The following is a 15,264-nucleotide window of genomic DNA, read 5'->3' on the forward strand; positions in this document are numbered from 1 at the left end:
CAATGAAGTTGCTCACCAGTGCTGCCCGCAATTACTCGTGGGGCTCGCGCACGCTGATTCCGACGCTGCTCGGCGAGCCCGAGGCTCAAAGCCCGGTTGCTGAGCTGTGGTTTGGTGCGCACCCGGCGGATCCCTCAACGATTGAGGGAGAAAAGCTGGATGAGATCATCGCGGCAGATCCGCAAGGCCAGCTGGGGCAGCGGGTGGCTGACAAGTATGGCGCCGGCCTTCCCTTCTTGCTGAAGATTCTGGCGGCTGCAGAGCCGCTGTCGCTGCAGGCGCACCCTTCGAAGCAGCAGGCCGAGGAAGGTTTCGCCCGCGAGAACGCGGCGGGAATCGACCTCACGGCGTCAAACCGCAACTACAAGGATGACAACCACAAGCCAGAGCTCATCGTGGCGCTCACGGAGTTCTACGCCATGGCGGGTTTCCGTCCGCTAGCGCAGACCCGCAGCCTCTTTGCGGCCTTGGACTGCGAAGAACTGGCTCACTACGAGGGCATGCTCGACACCGATCCTGCCGCTGAAGGCGACAGCCTCCGCGCGCTGTTTACCACGTGGATTACGATCCCGGGTGCCAAGCGCAAGGAGCTGATCAGCGCGGTGGTAGCGGCGGGCGAGCGCCTGCGCGGCAACCAGGCGGGCGAGCCGTGGATGGCCACCGTGATGGCCACCGTGGCCAAGCTCAACGAGCAATACCCGGGGGATATCGGCGTGTTGGGCGCGTTGCTGCTCAATCACATCGTCCTGCAGCCGGGGGAGGCGATTTACCTTGACGCTGGGCAGCTGCATGCCTATGTCTCTGGCCTGGGTGTAGAGATCATGGCTAACTCCGATAACGTGCTGCGCGGTGGCCTGACCCCGAAGTTTGTTGACGTCCCCGAGCTGGTTAAAGTCCTCACCTACCAGGCGGCAGAAGATCCGCGCGTGGACCTGAAAGACGCAGCCGAGACAGGAGGCATAAAGGGTGCAGAGGCATGGTCCTACCCAGTGCCGATTGAGGAGTTCCTGCTGGATCGCGTCGAGCTTTCTGGTGAGGAGAGCGTCGAGGTCGACAGCGATGGCCCCATGATTGTGTTGTGCACCTCCGGCTCGGTGGCATTGAGCAATGCCGAGGCAGAAAACGTCAGTCTTGGCGCGGGTCACGCGGCGTGGATTCCCGCTAGCGACCCGGCCGCCACCGTTCGTTCCACCGGTGGCGAAGACGCCGAGGTATTTATCGCCCGCGTTTAGTCTGCGGCTGTTTCGTTAACTCTGCTGCCGTTTAGTTAACGGCGCGGGTAATTAGGCGGACTGCGTCAATGCTGATGCGGCGGTAGTTTCGCCGTTGTCGGCCGAATGAGAAGCGGAGGGGGTCGCAGCGGAAGGCTCCTCCGCCGCGGGAGCATCATCCGTCGGCGCGGCGGGAGTCGGGGCGGCCTCGTTGGTGCGGTAAGCCGCGGATTCGCGCTCCACTGCTTCCACTACATCGCCGCCTTGCGGAGCGGCTTCATTCAACGGCTTTTTCGGGCAGCGATAGGCTCGCCCTGTTGCGCTTTCGGCTCCGCATCAGGCGCGGGCGCGTTCTGAGTGAACCCGGCGGGGTGCGGGATGAAGGAGTCAAGGGGTTTAGGAACTCCAGTGTTCTGCGAGGGCGTAGGTTCCTTGGGTTGCGGCTGCTCAGCGGGCTGGTTGCCGTCCTGGTCCTCCACTGGGCCCTCTTGCGGCACGGCGGTCTGAGATTCCGGCGTGGCCGACGGCTGAGTGGGCTCGGAGCTTTGCTGAGGAGTACCCGGAATCGGTGTTTTGGAGGCCGGAGTAGAGCCGTCCGTTGGCGGCACGGCAGGGGCCGTGCTGACCGGCGCCTGCGGGTACGGATTGTTCGGAGTTGCCTGCGGCTGCTGGTTCTGCAGTGAGGAAACATTGTCCGGGCGGTAGACGGCCGTGGGGCCAACCGGCTCCGTGCGGTTCACCACGGCATTCGGTGCCAGGTAGGGATCCTCCGCCGGCGCGGCGACATTAGTTTTCGATTGCTTCGGTTGCGTGGATGTCGGGGCAGCCGTGGTGGTATAGGAATGCGTTGTCGAGGGAGCGGAAGACGCGGTGCTCGACACGGCGGTGGCAGCGGAGGGCTTAGACACGACGGATTCGGGCGCGCTCATGCGCCACACTGCGACGCCTACGGCGACGGCACAGAGGAGGCCGGCCGCGACAAAGACCAAGATGCGGCGTGAACTGCTCGTCATGCGGGGCGCTCTCCTTCCTGCACAAAAGCCTGCGTAAATGTCACAAGTCGGTAACAACGATAACACGAATCCGGAGATAGTAAATGGCCTGGGCAAAATTCCCCGTTTAGGCGTGGCATAGGGCAGTGGGCGAAATGCAGCATATGGAGGAGGACAGGAGGAGAGGCAGTCGGAAGACGGCACGGAGCGATGTGACCGTAATAAAACCGCGCTCTTGACCGAAGCCTTGCATGAGGGCATCTAAAGAATGGTAGAAATTGGATTAGATACCGGCTGCGCGGAGCGCCCGCCCGCGAAGCTGCACCGGCCCACCGTGGATACACGAACGCGGATAAAAACACAGACCCCTAATTCACTTAAGGATGAAGGAGAAAGCAATGAGCTCATGGGATGAGGACATCTTCGCCGACGAGGTCAACGTCGACTTCCTGGATGAACTGGCAGACCTTGAGGATGAAGAAATCGTTGCCGCGGTAGATGATGCCTGCGCGCTTGCGGTCTCGGGCGAAGAACAGACCGAGGAGGAGCAGCGTAACGCCTTGGCGGCGGCCACGATAGCCGCGATCTGGGCAGGCGCCCCGTTCAGCGCCGGAGAAGTCGTCGAAGACTATCCCTTCATCCGGGATCTCGCCGGATCCGGCAGCGAAAACCTCAACGAACATGCCCTGGAGTTGCTCGAAGAGGTCGAGGAAGACTACGACCTCGAGCCCTTCATCGAGGCCTTGTCCTAACGGCAGCACTAGGTACACGCTAGATATAACAGCATGCTGATCAGTATTGAAGGAATCGATGGCGCGGGTAAAAACACCATTACCCAGCGCCTGCGGGAAGAACTAGCCTGCGATGTCGAAGTCTTGAGCTTTCCCCGCTACGAAGAGTCCATCCATGCGCAGCTCGCGCAGGAGGCCCTGTATGGGCGTATGGGGGATCTGACCGATTCGGTCTATGGAATGGCTACGCTCTTTGCGCTGGATCGGCACGGAGCCAAAGAGCAGCTCCTTGCCGCCGCTGAGTCCACGGATAGCCTGCTCATCTTGGATCGCTATGTGGCGTCCAACGCTGCGTATTCCGCCGCGCGGGTCGGCGGTGAGCTCATCGTCGATTGGATCTATGAGCTCGAGTTTGAACGCTTCGGCCTGCCGGTGCCGCAGCTGCAGATCTTTTTGGATACCGACGTCGCCCTTGCCGGTCAGCGTGCCGTGGCCCGTGCAGCAGAGGATGAAGGGCGCAACCGCGACCGCTATGAGCGCGATGCCGCGTTGCAGTCTCGCACGGCGGCCGCCTACCGTCGCTTAGCAGAGCAGCAGTGGGCAGGGCGGTGGATCGCCACCGCGGATGCCGATATGATTATCCAAGCTGTCAAGGAGCTTGTAGGAGAACAATAAAGTGGCACCGAAAATCTTGGTCGTGGATGATGACCCGGCAATCGCCGAAATGCTCACCATCGTGCTCGAGGCAGAAGGGCTGGAGCCTATTGCCGTTAACGATGGAAATGAGGCGATCCCGGCCTTCCGCGAGCATGACCCGGATCTGATCCTGTTGGATCTCATGCTTCCGGGCATGAATGGCGTGGATATTTGCCGCGCCATTCGTACTGAGTCCTCGGTGCCCATCGTCATGCTGACGGCGAAGACAGACACCGTTGATGTGGTTCTCGGCCTCGAATCGGGTGCGGATGATTACATCACCAAGCCCTTCAAGCCGAAGGAGCTCATCGCCCGTATCCGCGCGCGCCTGCGTCGAATCGATGGGGGCACGGGAGAAATTATTGAGGTGGGGGACCTGCTTATCGACGTCCCCGAGCACACCGTTACCCGCAAGGGCGGCGAGGAAATCTCGCTGACTCCGCTGGAGTTCGACCTTCTTCTGGAGATGGCGCGCAAGCCCGGCCAGGTGCATACTCGCGAGGCGCTGCTTGAATCTGTCTGGGGTTACCGCCACGCATCCGATACGCGCCTTGTCAACGTGCACGTCCAGCGCCTGCGCGCGAAGATTGAGCACGACCCCGAGGATCCGCGTATCGTCCTCACCGTGCGCGGCGTGGGGTACAAGACTGGAAAAACCGCCGAGTAAAGGACTGCCGCTATTTTTGGTTGGTTAAGGCGAGTCCGGGATGGCGTCGTCGAGCGCTGGCGCACCTCCCTGCAGACACGTGTCCTGGGCATGATGTTGGTGGCCTCCACGGTGGTCATGATCATCCTGGCCTACGCGCTGGTGTCGGTGCTGACGCAGCAGCTAGTGAGCCAGAAGGAGGACACGGCGCTACAGGAGCTCGATCGCGCCCGCGTGGCCGTGGAACAGCAGATCGATGCCACCGGTACGGCAAACTCAACGCAGGTGCGCATCAATTCTGCACGCGCCGCCTTGGGCCAATTATCGGCGCAACAACCCGATGCCCAGGCCGTGTATGAACCGGTCATCGTCGTGGAGAATTCCGACGGCACGGCCACGACGTCCCCGGAGGGCTACCGCATCCCCGACGGGATGCGTGAGCTCGTTGGCCGGGGCCAAGTCGTGCAGCAATACGCCACGGTGGACCAGCAATCGGGAGCAACCTACAACGCGCTGATGGTGGGCACGCCCATTGAAAGCGACATCCCGAATACCCAGGTCTACCTCGTGTTGTCTATGGAATCTGAGGAATCCACGATGGCGCTCATGCGTGGTTTGCTCTCGGCTGCCGGAGTGGTGGTGGTTGTCCTCCTCGTCGGCATCGCCTGGCTGGCCACCCAGCAGGTGATCGTCCCGATTCGCTCCGCCTCCCGCATTGCGCAGCGCTTTGCTGCCGGCCACCTGCGTGAGCGCATGGTGGTCAACTCAGACGATGAAATGGGCCGCCTCGCCTCCTCCTTTAATGACATGGCGGATAAGCTCTCCAAGCAGATCACTCAACTGGAGGAGTATGGCGATCTCCAGCGGCAGTTCACTTCTGACGTGTCCCACGAGCTGCGCACGCCATTGACAACGGTGCGCATGGCGGCGGATGTCATCGCGGAAGATGCGGATGAATTCAACCCCTACACCAAGCGCTCGGCGGAGCTGCTCATCAAGGAGCTGGACCGCTTCGAGGACTTGCTCGCGGACCTGTTGGAGATCTCTCGCCACGATGCCGGCGTGGCTGACCTCTCCACGGCCTCCATCGACATTCGCTCCTGCGTGGACTCCGCGCTGAGCCAAGTGGAGCACCTCGCCTCGGAGCTCGGAGTGGAGGTCGTCGTTCATGTGCCGGAAGAACCCGTAGCCGTGGAATGCGATTCGCGTCGCGTCGAGCGCATCCTGCGCAACCTGCTTGCGAACGCCATCGACCACTCTGAGGGCAATCCCGTCATCGTGGACGTCGGCGCGACTGAGGATGCCGTCGGCATCGCCGTCACCGACTCCGGTGTGGGTCTCAAGGAAGGCCAAGAAGAGCTGGTGTTCAACCGCTTCTGGCGCGCGGATTCTTCGCGCAAGCGCCATTCTGGTGGAACCGGCTTGGGCCTTGCCATCGCTCGCGAGGATGCCGTGCTCCATGGGGGCACGCTCGACGCCATCGGCTACTACGGCGTCGGTTCGCGCTTCCGATTGATCCTTCCACGCACTCCGGGGCAGCAGGTGGAGTCCGAGCCCATTGCTCTGGAAGTGCCGGGGGCACCGAAGCCCATAGAAGCAGAGGAACAATTCGCTCTTGAGCTGAGCGCTGATCCGGAGGCTCCTGCGGTTAAAGCAGAAACGGACAACGGGATTGTGTGGCCCTCCGAGCGTGAGGCCCGCGCCGTGGATCCGCCTTTTAACCAAGACAGCGTGTCCGACTTCGAGGAGGAGGCTCAGCGATGATTCCAGCCCGCTGCCCGCTCGCAGTACTCAGTTGCGTCGCACTCACCGCTCTCGTTGGTTGTTCGACGTTGCCGCATAACACCGATCCGCAGGTGATAAGTACCTTCGAACCGCATGACCGGGCCGACGATGCCGTCGTCGAGCCGCGCGCCGATAGCGAACCTGATTTGCTTGTCCGTGACTTTTATTCGGCCGTGGCGATTCCCACCGGAAACTACGCTGCCGCACGCACCTTCCTTTCCTCTGAGATAGCCAATTCTTGGGACCCTACTGACACCGTTCTCGTGGTGGATTCCATCGATCTGGTGACCTCGAACATGGAGGACGGTGCCCTGGAGTATTCGGTGCGTGGCAATATCATCGGCCGTCTGGCCAACGGCGGGGCCTATGTCCCCGATAACTCGCGTCTTGAGGCGACCGTTCGGCTGCGCCAATTCAATGGGCAATGGCGCATTACGGATCTGCCTACCGGTGCCGTGATTGAGCGCACCGAATTGCGCAATCGCTATCGCCCGCAGTCGCTGTACTTTTTCGATACGACTCAACGCCTGCTTGTGGCGGATCGTCGCTGGCTTTATTCAGGAAAGGATTCGATTGCCTCGGAGCTAGTCACGCTGTTGCTGCAGGGACCATCCTCCGATATCGCGCCGGCAACCTCCAGCCTGATCCCCAAGGACGCCACCTTCTTGGGAATCAATGATGGAGTCTATGAGTTCAGCGGCATGGCTTCGATGACTCAGGAGGAGCGCCTTAAGTTCGCCGCCCAGCTGGTGTGGACCCTCAACAACGCCGAGATCACGAACTCCGTCCGCGCCACCATCGATGGCAGCCCGCTTGTGGATGGCATGGAGGAGATGACCATTGATGATTTCGCGGAGTTTAACCCCGAGGTAGCCGCCCAATCGGTGCCCAAGCTCTATGCAGTCAACGATGGTTCGCTGCTTGAGGTTAAGGGTGAAGGCAGCGCCGAGGTGCCGGGCATGGCCGGACAGATTCATGACATTCAGTCCGCCGATATCTCCGATGAGGGGATGGTGGCCGCCGTGCGCAAGCGCTCCGAGAAGGAGTCGCAGCTAACGATGGGCGAGCTGGGCCACGAGCTCGAGAATTCGATCAAGGGCGAGACTTTGGCCCGCCCCACCTTTGAGGTGGGCGGCCAGGTGGCGTGGACCGTCGTCGACGGTAAACACGTGGTCCGCGTGACGCGTTCTCCGGCCACCGGAGAGCTGAGCACCGCCGAGGTTGACACCTCTGCGTTGGAGAACGTGGAGGGAGAGATTTCGGTCATCCGTCTGTCACTCACGGGAGCGCGTATAGCCATGATTATCGACGGCAGCGTGTACACCGGTGTGGTTGCCCGCGCGACGTCGGGAGAGCGCCGCATTGTCAACGTCCACCAGGTGGGCCCGGAGCTGACCGGTTCGGCGCTGTCGGTGGAGTGGCAGACGGACGGCTCCCTGCTCGTGGGTACCTCCGCTTCGAACTCTCCGGTGTGGCGCATCGAGCAGGATGGTTCTTCGGCAACAACACTGCCTACCGGAAACATCACCGCGCCCGTGGTGGCGGTGGCGTCCTCACCGTCGACGCACTACGTCACCGATGCGCACGCCCTACTGCAGCTTCCTGCGGGCGGGTCCGAGCGCTCCTATTGGCGTGAGGTCGAAGGCCTGCAGGGCGTGCGCTCCTCACCCATCATCGCGCGCTAGAGTCGCGCTAGAGTGGGGCGCATGCCGAAAAACCGGGGGATAGGGGAGGCCGCCGCTGCACTTCTGGAACTGTTCCTGCCGCGCCCGTGCGCGGGGTGTGGCGGTGAGGCCACCGCAGGCGGGGTGCTGTGCACGGCCTGCCAGGAGCACCTTCGACAGGTGCCATGCCGCGTGGAACGCCCGCAACCCCTAGGTTTCCCGGCCTGGGCCCTTGGCCCCTATTCCGATACTCGCCGTGGGGTCATCATCGCTATGAAGGAACGCGGGCACCAGGCGGTGCGAGCTCACCTCGGTGCGGTGTTGGCTGCCGGCATCGAGTACCTGCGCGCACGCGGCGATATTCCGGAGACCGCGCTGCTCGTGCCGGCACCCACACGCGCGTCGTCGGCCCGCCAGCGCGGTGGTGATCCCGTCGCTGCGCTGTGCCAGGCGGCGTCCGCCCGGCTTCCGGGCTGGGACGTGGTCAATGCCTTGAGCACAGCCGAAGGTAGTGCGGACCAGTCGCAGCTCGGCGCGGCGGAACGCGCCGACAATATGCGCAGGGCAGTGCTCTTGCGGCCTTGTGCGCGCGAGCTGGTGGGACGCAGTGTGCTGCTTGTCGACGACGTCATCACGACCGGAGCTACTCTTCGCGCCAGCGCCGCTCGCGTGTGGGCCATCGGGGGTGACGTGGCCGGTGCGATTGTGCTGGCAGATGCGTAGGGAGGGGCGTCGCCAAGCATGCGCAGAGGGGGCCACTGACCGGGTTGGTTATGACCAGTGGTAGCATGAGGGGTGTCACAGGGAAGCGGGCATCAAGCCCCTCATCACAGGGCTGTGAGCGTCCGCAGAATGTGCAGTCATTCAGTCCCCACGAGAATAGGGAGGCATTTCATGTCCCAGCAGACCAACGCTCAGGTCACCATCACCGGCCGCAACGTGGAGGTTCCGGAGCACTTCCAGGACCGCGTCACTGAAAAGCTGGCCAAGATCGAGCGTCTTGATCCGACCCTGACGTTCTTCCACGTGGAGCTGCAGCACGAGCCGAACCCGCGCCGCGAGTCCGAGGCTGAGCGCCTGCAGATCACCGCCACCGGTAAGGGCCACATCGCACGCGCCGAGGCCAAGGAAGATTCCTTCTACGCGGCGCTCGAAACCGCCCTGGGCAAGATGGAGCGCTCCCTGCGCAAGGTCAAGGTACGTCGCGAGAACGTGAAGTCCGGCCACCGCGCTCAGAAGGGTACTGGTGAGATTGCCGCTGAGCTGGTCGCAGAGGCTGAAGCAGCCAAGCCGGCCAAGGAAGAGCGCTACATCGACCCCTACGCAGAGACCGTCGAGGATGTTCGCCCGGGCCAGGTTGTGCGCTTCAAGGAGCACCCAGCCACCCCGATGTCTGTTGATGATGCACTCAGTGAGATGGAGCTGGTTGGCCACGACTTCTACCTCTTCATCAACGAAGAGAACAACAAGCCTTCCGTGGTCTACCGCCGCCACGCATTCGACTACGGTCTCATCTCCCTGACGGATGCTGATGCTTAAGGCCTAAGCCTCCAAGGGCCTTAGCGCCCTAACCCACAGGCTCCCTGCCCCGCAGCGCACGCGCGCAGCGGGGCAGGGAGCCTTCTTATGCCTCTATTAACATCTATTAATCCCTGTCTGCTGAGCTTTGCGTGGGGAGGAGGCGGCCGCAAGAGGGGTGCCGGGCAGTGGCCGGATTCGCCCTTTGGGTTGGGTGGCGAATCATTACAGAAAAGCTAGTGAGTACAATGGCGACGAGTTAACTTATTTGTCGCGACAAGAAGGATTATCTAGACGTGTTTGGACTTTCCAAGCTGCTCCGTGCCGGTGAGGGACGCACCGTCAAGCGCCTGGCTAAAATTGCAGATGATGTTATTGCCCTAGAAGATAAATTCGCGGCGCTGTCGGATGATGAGCTAAAGGCTAAGACTGACGAGTTTAAGAAGCGTCTGGCGGACGGCGAGAAGATGAATGACATTCTTCTCGAAGCATTTGCCACCGTGCGTGAGGCAGCCTGGCGCGTGCTCGACCAGAAGCACTACAAGGTGCAGATCATGGGCGGTGCAGCCCTGCACTTCGGCAACGTCGCCGAGATGCGCACCGGTGAGGGCAAGACCCTGACCTCCTTGCTGCCGGCCTACCTCAACGCGCTGGAGGGCAAGGGCGTGCACATCGTGACGGTCAACGATTACCTGGCCAAGCGTGACGCCGAGATGATGGGCCGTGTCCACCGCTGGCTGGGCCTTACCGTGGGCGTCATCCTTTCTGAGATGCGCCCTGCGGATCGCAAGGAAGCATATGCGTGCGATATTACGTACGGCACCAACAACGAGCTGGGCTTTGACTACCTCCGCGACAACATGGTCCGCTCGCTGAATGACACGGTCCAGCGCGGCCACAATTACTGCATCGTGGATGAGGTTGACTCCATCCTTATCGATGAGGCCCGTACCCCGCTCATTATTTCCGGTCCGGTTGATGGCTCCTCCCAGTTCTACGGCGTCTTCTCCCAGCTGGCGCCGAAGATGCGCGAAGGTATCCACTACGAGGTGGACCACAAGAAGCGCACCATCGGTGTGCTGGAGGAAGGCGTGGAATTCGTTGAGGATCAGCTGGGCATTGAGAACCTCTACGCCCCAGAGCATTCCCAGCTGGTGTCCTACCTCAACAACGCCCTGAAGGCCAAGGAGCTTTTCACCCGCGATAAGGACTACATCGTCCGCAACGGCGAGGTTCTCATCGTGGATAGCTTCACCGGCCGCGTGCTTGCTGGCCGTCGCTATAACGAGGGCATGCACCAGGCCATTGAGGCTAAGGAAGATGTGGAGATTAAGAACGAGAACCAGACTCTGGCCACCGTTACGCTCCAGAACTACTTCCGCCTGTACGAGAAGATTTCCGGCATGACCGGTACCGCAGAGACCGAGGCAGCCGAGCTGCACTCCATCTATGGTCTCGATGTGGTGCCGATTCCGACCAACAAGCCGAACCAACGTATCGACCACTCCGACCGTATCTACAAGACCCAAGAGGCGAAGTTCGCCGCGGTGGTTGATGACATTGAGGAACACGTCGCCGCAGGTCAGCCGGTGCTGGTGGGTACAACCTCTGTGGAGCGCTCCGAATACCTCTCCCAGTTGCTGAGCAAGCGCGGAATCAAGCACTCGGTGCTTAACGCCAAGCACCACGAGGAAGAGGGCCAGATTGTCGCCCGTGCCGGCCGCCCCGGCACCGTTACCGTAGCCACCAACATGGCCGGCCGTGGTACCGATATCGTGCTCGGCGGTAACCCCGAGGTCATCCTGGATGAAAAGCTGCGCGATCGCGGCCTCGATCCCTTCGAAGATGAAGAGAAGTACCAAGAGGCCTGGGACGCCGAAATCGATCGCGAAAAGGAACACTCCAAGAAGCTGGGTGACCAGGTCCGCGAGGCCGGCGGCCTGTACGTGCTGGGTACCGAGCGCCACGAGTCGCGTCGTATTGATAACCAGCTGCGCGGCCGTACCGGACGCCAGGGTGACCCGGGCGAGACCCGCTTCTACCTGTCCATGCGTGATGAGCTCATGGTGCGCTTCGTGGGCCAGTCCATGGAGAACATGATGAACCGCCTCAACGTGCCGGATGACGTGCCAATTGAGGCCAAGATGGTGTCCAACTCTATTAAGGGCGCACAGGCGCAGGTTGAGAACCAGAACTTTGAGATGCGTAAGAACGTGCTCAAGTACGACGAGGTGCTGAACGAACAGCGCAAGGTGGTTTACGCTACCCGCCACGACATCCTTGAGGCCAGCGACATCAAGGACAACATCCGCGAGATGATCGACGACACCGTATCTGCCTACGTGGCGGGTGCTACGGCCACCGGCTATGTGGAGGACTGGAACCTGGACGAGTTGTGGAATGCCTTGGAGTCCCTGTATGGGCCGACCAAGACGCATGAGGAGCTTGTCGACGGTACCGAGTACGGCTCCGCCGGCGAAATCTCCGCCGAGCAGCTGCGCGATGCACTGGTGGCTGATGCCAACTCCGAGTACGACAAACTTGAAGAGTCCGTCAGCGGCATCGGCGGCGAGAGCCAGATGCGCAATGCAGAACGCATGATCATCTTGCCGATCATTGATCAGAAGTGGCGTGAGCACCTCTATGAGATGGACTACCTCAAGGAGGGCATTGGACTGCGTGCAATGGCACAACGTGATCCTCTGGTGGAATACCAGAAGGAGGGCGGCGACATGTTCAACGCCATGAACGAAGCTGTGAAGGAAGAAACTGTGCGCCAGTTGTTTATGTTGCGTAAACAGTTCAAGGCTCAGGAAGAGGCGAACGCCGCGGACGAGGCGGAAGCCTAGTAAATGCCAACACCACAGCGTTATTGAGCGCTGAGGTGCAGCGAGGCGCCGTGTGGGAAGTGCTCCCCGCGGCGTCTTTTTTATTGGAGGCACTTAGGTATATACTGGCAAATTAGTAATTATTATTCTTCGGAGGTTGAGTGAGTATGCGCCGCTTGTCTGTGCGAGTAGGTCTATCCGTGTTCGCATCTGCCACCCTGCTGGGTGGCGGCGCGGCTGCATCTGCTGTGGAGCTTGCTCCCGAAGAACAGTGCCAGCTCTCTTCCGTTTTGAGCTCGCAGGGAGATGAATCCGCCAAGGACACGGTACTCAGCTCCCAGGACATTGTTCCCACCGAGTGTGGCGCAGTGGCCACGCCGGAAAGTGCGGAAGAATCCACCAAGAAATCACCGGTAGTGGGGGCCACGATGTTCGGCGGTATCAGTTTGGCTTTGGTGAGTGCTTCCGCTGCATTCGCGGGCATCGACTGGACGCCAATCTTGATCAAGCTGGGGTCGCTTTTCTAAACTTCCGGCTCCCCATTGCCGTGGGGATGCATGCCGACTGAAAGCAACCGGAAGGAACTCAGGTGCCGTCCAACGGCGGCGCCGGTAAAGGCGCGTCGCGTCGATCCCATCAGCACCGAGCCGAAGAACTCGCCATTCGAGCGCGCATGCAAGCTACGCAGCGCCATCCCTCCGCGCCACTCCGAAGACGCCTGGGCCTTCCGCCAAGCACGGACATGGTTTGCAATTTCCGGTGCAAAACGTGGGTTGTTGAGATGACTCAAAGGCCGCAGCGCGGCGGCAACTTCTAGAACTATGACTACAAGCCCGTGGATCTCTTTCCGCGTAGCGAGGTCACCCGCAGTAGGTTGACGCTCGTAGCGGATACGTTGTGGGGCGACATACAGCTGCAAATGGCTCATGCCAGGGATGGGGGTGTACATGGGGATCGCGTCCTCTTCCGCGATAAGCGGGGCGGAGGAGTGCACGAAGGCTAGGTTCGGGGCGGGCGCGGTGAAGGAAGGTGGACGCACGTTCATTGTGCCACGGTAGGCCTATATGCGGCTAGAGCACTGCAGTGCATAAGCCGGTGAGAGCGGGCAGGCGGTATGTTCGCTATACTTTCGGACGATAAACACAGTTCAATGCGAAGGGTAGATAATATGCGTGGACTCATCGTCGATTTTGTAGGCGTTCTTGACGGCACCGAAGAAGACGTCAAGCGCTGGCGGGATCTGTTCGCCGCCGCGAAATCAAACGGAGTTGCCACCGCAATCCTTTCCAACGATCCGGGCGGCCCGGGCGCTGAGCACATTCGTGAGTGGGAATACCGCGGCATCGTTGATGCCGTTGTGCTTTCTGGTGAGGTCGGCGCTGAGAAGCCGGAGCGCGCTGCTTTCCAAGCCGCAGCGGATGCCATTGATCTGCCGATTAATGACTGCGTCATGGTGGATGACTCCATCGTTAACGTGCGCGCGGCGGTGGAAAACGGCATGGTCGGCATGCTCTACACCGTCTTCGACCGCACGAGCGTAGAGGTTCAGGCAGTCTTCGACATTGAAGGTGAGTTCTAAGTGTCGAAGGATGTGCGCGTCTTCCTGCCGGCAACCTTTTCCATGCTGGCTGAGCTCGAGGAAACCGGCCAGCTTGCTGCCCGCAGCGGCTGGGGTTTTGCGCTAACCCCCGCGCTGCGCGAGTTCTACACCGAGGGTGACGAGGAAGAGATCGAATACTCCGCTTTCCTCGAAGCATCTATGGCTTCGCTGAGGCTCTTGGCTATCGGTGATGAGGAGAAGTTTCCGCACCGCCGAGTCGTCATTTCCGTCGACGTGGACGAGTCCGTGGTGACCCCGAAGCCGGACATGGGGGAACCGGTCGTGGCGCTGGATCCCGCGACCATCACGAAGGACAATCTTCAGGCCATCCACGTGGACATCGAAGAGTCCGAAGCCGCTACTGCCAAGGCTATCGACGCCATCGATAACGCCGACCTTGGTGACGAAGATGCTGAGCTCGCCGTCGGTGATGCCCTGGATAATTTCATGGCCTTCTATGACCCGACCGAATTGCCTATCCTCGTGGAGCTTCTCTAAGCATTTTCTGGGCTTTCATCGCCGTGGGCTCATGCATGGTGCTAATCTGAGCCTTTATTGTCGTCGCCAGAAAAGGAGCACCACCATGAAGGCAACTCGCTTTGCTAGCCTTGTCACCGCTGCGGCCCTGAGCACCGCATCTCTCGTCTCAGCGCCAGCTGCCGGAGCTGAGGAAGCAGTAGCGCCGACAGTGCAGACTAACCAGACCGCGCAGGGGAGCTCTCTTCAAGGAACTGCTAACAACAAACCGGACCCCAGCAATCCGGACCCCGACATGGCCGTGATGCCTAAGACTCCGTGGCTGCGAATTCTTGAGGGCTCTTCGCAGGGGCCGGCAGGCGTTATTATCGCCATCCTTTTCGGCATCGTGAGCATCGGTCTGGCCGCGTACAAGGAGTTCGGTGATTACCTGCCCAAGCTGGGCTAAATGCTGATAGCCTGCAGGGGTAATAGTCAGCCTGATCGAAAGGTCCCCTCAGCATGTCTTCCTCTCGTCTTCGCCGGGTAGTTGCCGTCTCTACTGTGTCTGTTGCTGTCCTAGCCAGCGGTGCCGTTGCCCCCACGGCCGGAGCCGTGACCACTTCCATCAAGGATGAAAAGTGCACCATTACCTTGAGCGAGGAGGAGGCGAGCGATCTTAAGAATGCGGAGTCGAAGGACAACGATGTCGATAGCAGCCTGCTGAAGGATGGCCTTAAGATTCTTCCCAAGGACGCCGAAAAGCGTGCACGTGACGTGGAGAATCAGTCGGAAGAGCTCTACCGTGCCCTAGCTGGCTATGAGGTAGACGCTGAACTCGGTGGTGAGGAATCCGCCAAGCGCGCCAAGAACAACATTGCGGTGGTGGAGGCCTTCCGCAAGATTGCGCCCGACTACGTTAAAGCTCTCAACGCCTGTGCGAAGAAAGAAGAGCTCAATAAGGAACAGGAAGGCGGTGGCAACACCTCCTCCAACATTGACACGGGCGGCGCTATCATCCTCGGGGTTTCCGGTGGCTTGGCCGTAATCCTCATGGCGCTTCGCGCGGCAGGCCCCTACCTGAAGACCGTCCTGCCGCCGCAGCTGACGGCAATGCTCCCGATCTAAAGCCTCGGT

Annotated in this window: 17 protein-coding genes; 14 read left to right on the forward strand and 3 right to left on the reverse strand. The window is 60.8% G+C overall.

The window, feature by feature from the left end; translation table 11 throughout:
- The first annotated feature begins 2 nt into the window (after positions 1 to 2).
- Entirely contained in the window at positions 3 to 1,232 is a 1,230-nt protein-coding gene (gene manA / locus HMPREF2808_RS08285; protein ID WP_070624426.1) for a mannose-6-phosphate isomerase, class I, read from the forward strand.
- A gap of 51 nt (positions 1,233 to 1,283) precedes the next feature.
- Here manA and HMPREF2808_RS13775 read toward each other — a convergent pair whose 3' ends face one another.
- Positions 1,284 to 1,463: a hypothetical protein gene (locus HMPREF2808_RS13775; protein WP_246818541.1), complete on the reverse strand. Its 180-nt coding sequence runs from the start codon at positions 1,461 to 1,463 to the stop codon at positions 1,284 to 1,286.
- Between the two features lie 29 nt (positions 1,464 to 1,492).
- Positions 1,493 to 2,224, reverse strand: a complete 732-nt coding sequence (locus tag HMPREF2808_RS08290; protein ID WP_246818542.1) for a DNA-directed RNA polymerase II — start codon at positions 2,222 to 2,224, stop codon at positions 1,493 to 1,495.
- Positions 2,225 to 2,601: 377 nt separating this feature from the next.
- On the opposite strand from HMPREF2808_RS08290, the gene HMPREF2808_RS08295 reads away from it, so the two are divergent.
- The 9 genes from HMPREF2808_RS08295 to HMPREF2808_RS08335 all read left to right on the forward strand — a co-directional run bounded on the left by HMPREF2808_RS08295 (position 2,602) and on the right by HMPREF2808_RS08335 (position 12,598).
- Positions 2,602 to 2,955, forward strand: a complete 354-nt coding sequence (locus tag HMPREF2808_RS08295; protein ID WP_070522555.1) for a DUF4259 domain-containing protein — start codon at positions 2,602 to 2,604, stop codon at positions 2,953 to 2,955.
- 33 nt (positions 2,956 to 2,988) lie between these two features.
- Positions 2,989 to 3,609 carry a dTMP kinase gene (locus tag HMPREF2808_RS08300; protein ID WP_070530849.1) on the forward strand — a complete coding sequence of 207 codons (621 nt, stop codon included), beginning with the start codon at positions 2,989 to 2,991 and terminating at the stop codon, positions 3,607 to 3,609.
- Position 3,610: 1 nt separating this feature from the next.
- Positions 3,611 to 4,297, forward strand: coding sequence for an MtrAB system response regulator MtrA (gene mtrA, locus HMPREF2808_RS08305; RefSeq protein WP_070522560.1), 687 nt, complete (start codon positions 3,611 to 3,613; stop codon positions 4,295 to 4,297).
- Between the two features lie 69 nt (positions 4,298 to 4,366).
- A complete protein-coding gene (gene mtrB / locus HMPREF2808_RS08310; protein WP_256388863.1) occupies positions 4,367 to 6,040 on the forward strand; it encodes an MtrAB system histidine kinase MtrB in 1,674 nt (557 codons plus the stop codon).
- A complete protein-coding gene (lpqB, locus tag HMPREF2808_RS08315) occupies positions 6,037 to 7,746 on the forward strand; it encodes an MtrAB system accessory lipoprotein LpqB (protein WP_070564896.1) in 1,710 nt (569 codons plus the stop codon). The genes mtrB and lpqB overlap by 4 nt, the downstream gene beginning before the upstream one ends.
- Before the next feature lie 21 nt (positions 7,747 to 7,767).
- Positions 7,768 to 8,448 (forward strand): ComF family protein, encoded by a 681-nt coding sequence (locus HMPREF2808_RS08320; protein WP_070624428.1) that lies wholly within the window; start codon positions 7,768 to 7,770, stop codon positions 8,446 to 8,448.
- Between the two features lie 171 nt (positions 8,449 to 8,619).
- A complete protein-coding gene (gene hpf, locus HMPREF2808_RS08325; protein WP_070522571.1) occupies positions 8,620 to 9,264 on the forward strand; it encodes a ribosome hibernation-promoting factor, HPF/YfiA family in 645 nt (214 codons plus the stop codon).
- Between the two features lie 275 nt (positions 9,265 to 9,539).
- Entirely contained in the window at positions 9,540 to 12,092 is a 2,553-nt protein-coding gene (gene secA / locus HMPREF2808_RS08330; RefSeq protein WP_070624429.1) for a preprotein translocase subunit SecA, read from the forward strand.
- Positions 12,093 to 12,271: 179 nt separating this feature from the next.
- Positions 12,272 to 12,598, forward strand: coding sequence for a hypothetical protein (locus HMPREF2808_RS08335; RefSeq protein WP_246818544.1), 327 nt, complete (start codon positions 12,272 to 12,274; stop codon positions 12,596 to 12,598).
- On the opposite strand, the gene HMPREF2808_RS08340 is transcribed toward HMPREF2808_RS08335, so the two are convergent.
- Complete coding sequence (locus HMPREF2808_RS08340) at positions 12,595 to 13,116, reverse strand: hypothetical protein (protein WP_227486282.1); 522 nt, start codon at positions 13,114 to 13,116, stop codon at positions 12,595 to 12,597. The two genes, HMPREF2808_RS08335 and HMPREF2808_RS08340, sit on opposite strands and share 4 nt — an antisense overlap.
- Positions 13,117 to 13,239: 123 nt before the next feature.
- Between HMPREF2808_RS08340 and HMPREF2808_RS08345 the strand changes: the two genes are divergently transcribed.
- From HMPREF2808_RS08345 to HMPREF2808_RS08360, 4 genes are all read left to right on the forward strand, one after another.
- Positions 13,240 to 13,650, forward strand: coding sequence for an HAD-IA family hydrolase (locus HMPREF2808_RS08345; protein ID WP_070522579.1), 411 nt, complete (start codon positions 13,240 to 13,242; stop codon positions 13,648 to 13,650).
- Positions 13,651 to 13,662: 12 nt separating this feature from the next.
- Positions 13,663 to 14,169 (forward strand): DUF6912 family protein, encoded by a 507-nt coding sequence (locus HMPREF2808_RS08350; protein ID WP_180952063.1) that lies wholly within the window; start codon positions 13,663 to 13,665, stop codon positions 14,167 to 14,169.
- 85 nt (positions 14,170 to 14,254) lie between these two features.
- A complete protein-coding gene (locus HMPREF2808_RS08355; protein ID WP_070597299.1) occupies positions 14,255 to 14,596 on the forward strand; it encodes a hypothetical protein in 342 nt (113 codons plus the stop codon).
- A 53-nt stretch (positions 14,597 to 14,649) separates the two neighbouring features.
- Positions 14,650 to 15,255 carry a hypothetical protein gene (locus tag HMPREF2808_RS08360; protein ID WP_070624430.1) on the forward strand — a complete coding sequence of 202 codons (606 nt, stop codon included), beginning with the start codon at positions 14,650 to 14,652 and terminating at the stop codon, positions 15,253 to 15,255.
- The last annotated feature ends 9 nt before the right edge of the window (positions 15,256 to 15,264 follow it).

It is taken from the genome of Corynebacterium sp. HMSC078A10, assembly GCF_001811565.1.
GTDB classification, from domain to species: Bacteria; Actinomycetota; Actinomycetes; order Mycobacteriales; family Mycobacteriaceae; genus Corynebacterium; species Corynebacterium hesseae.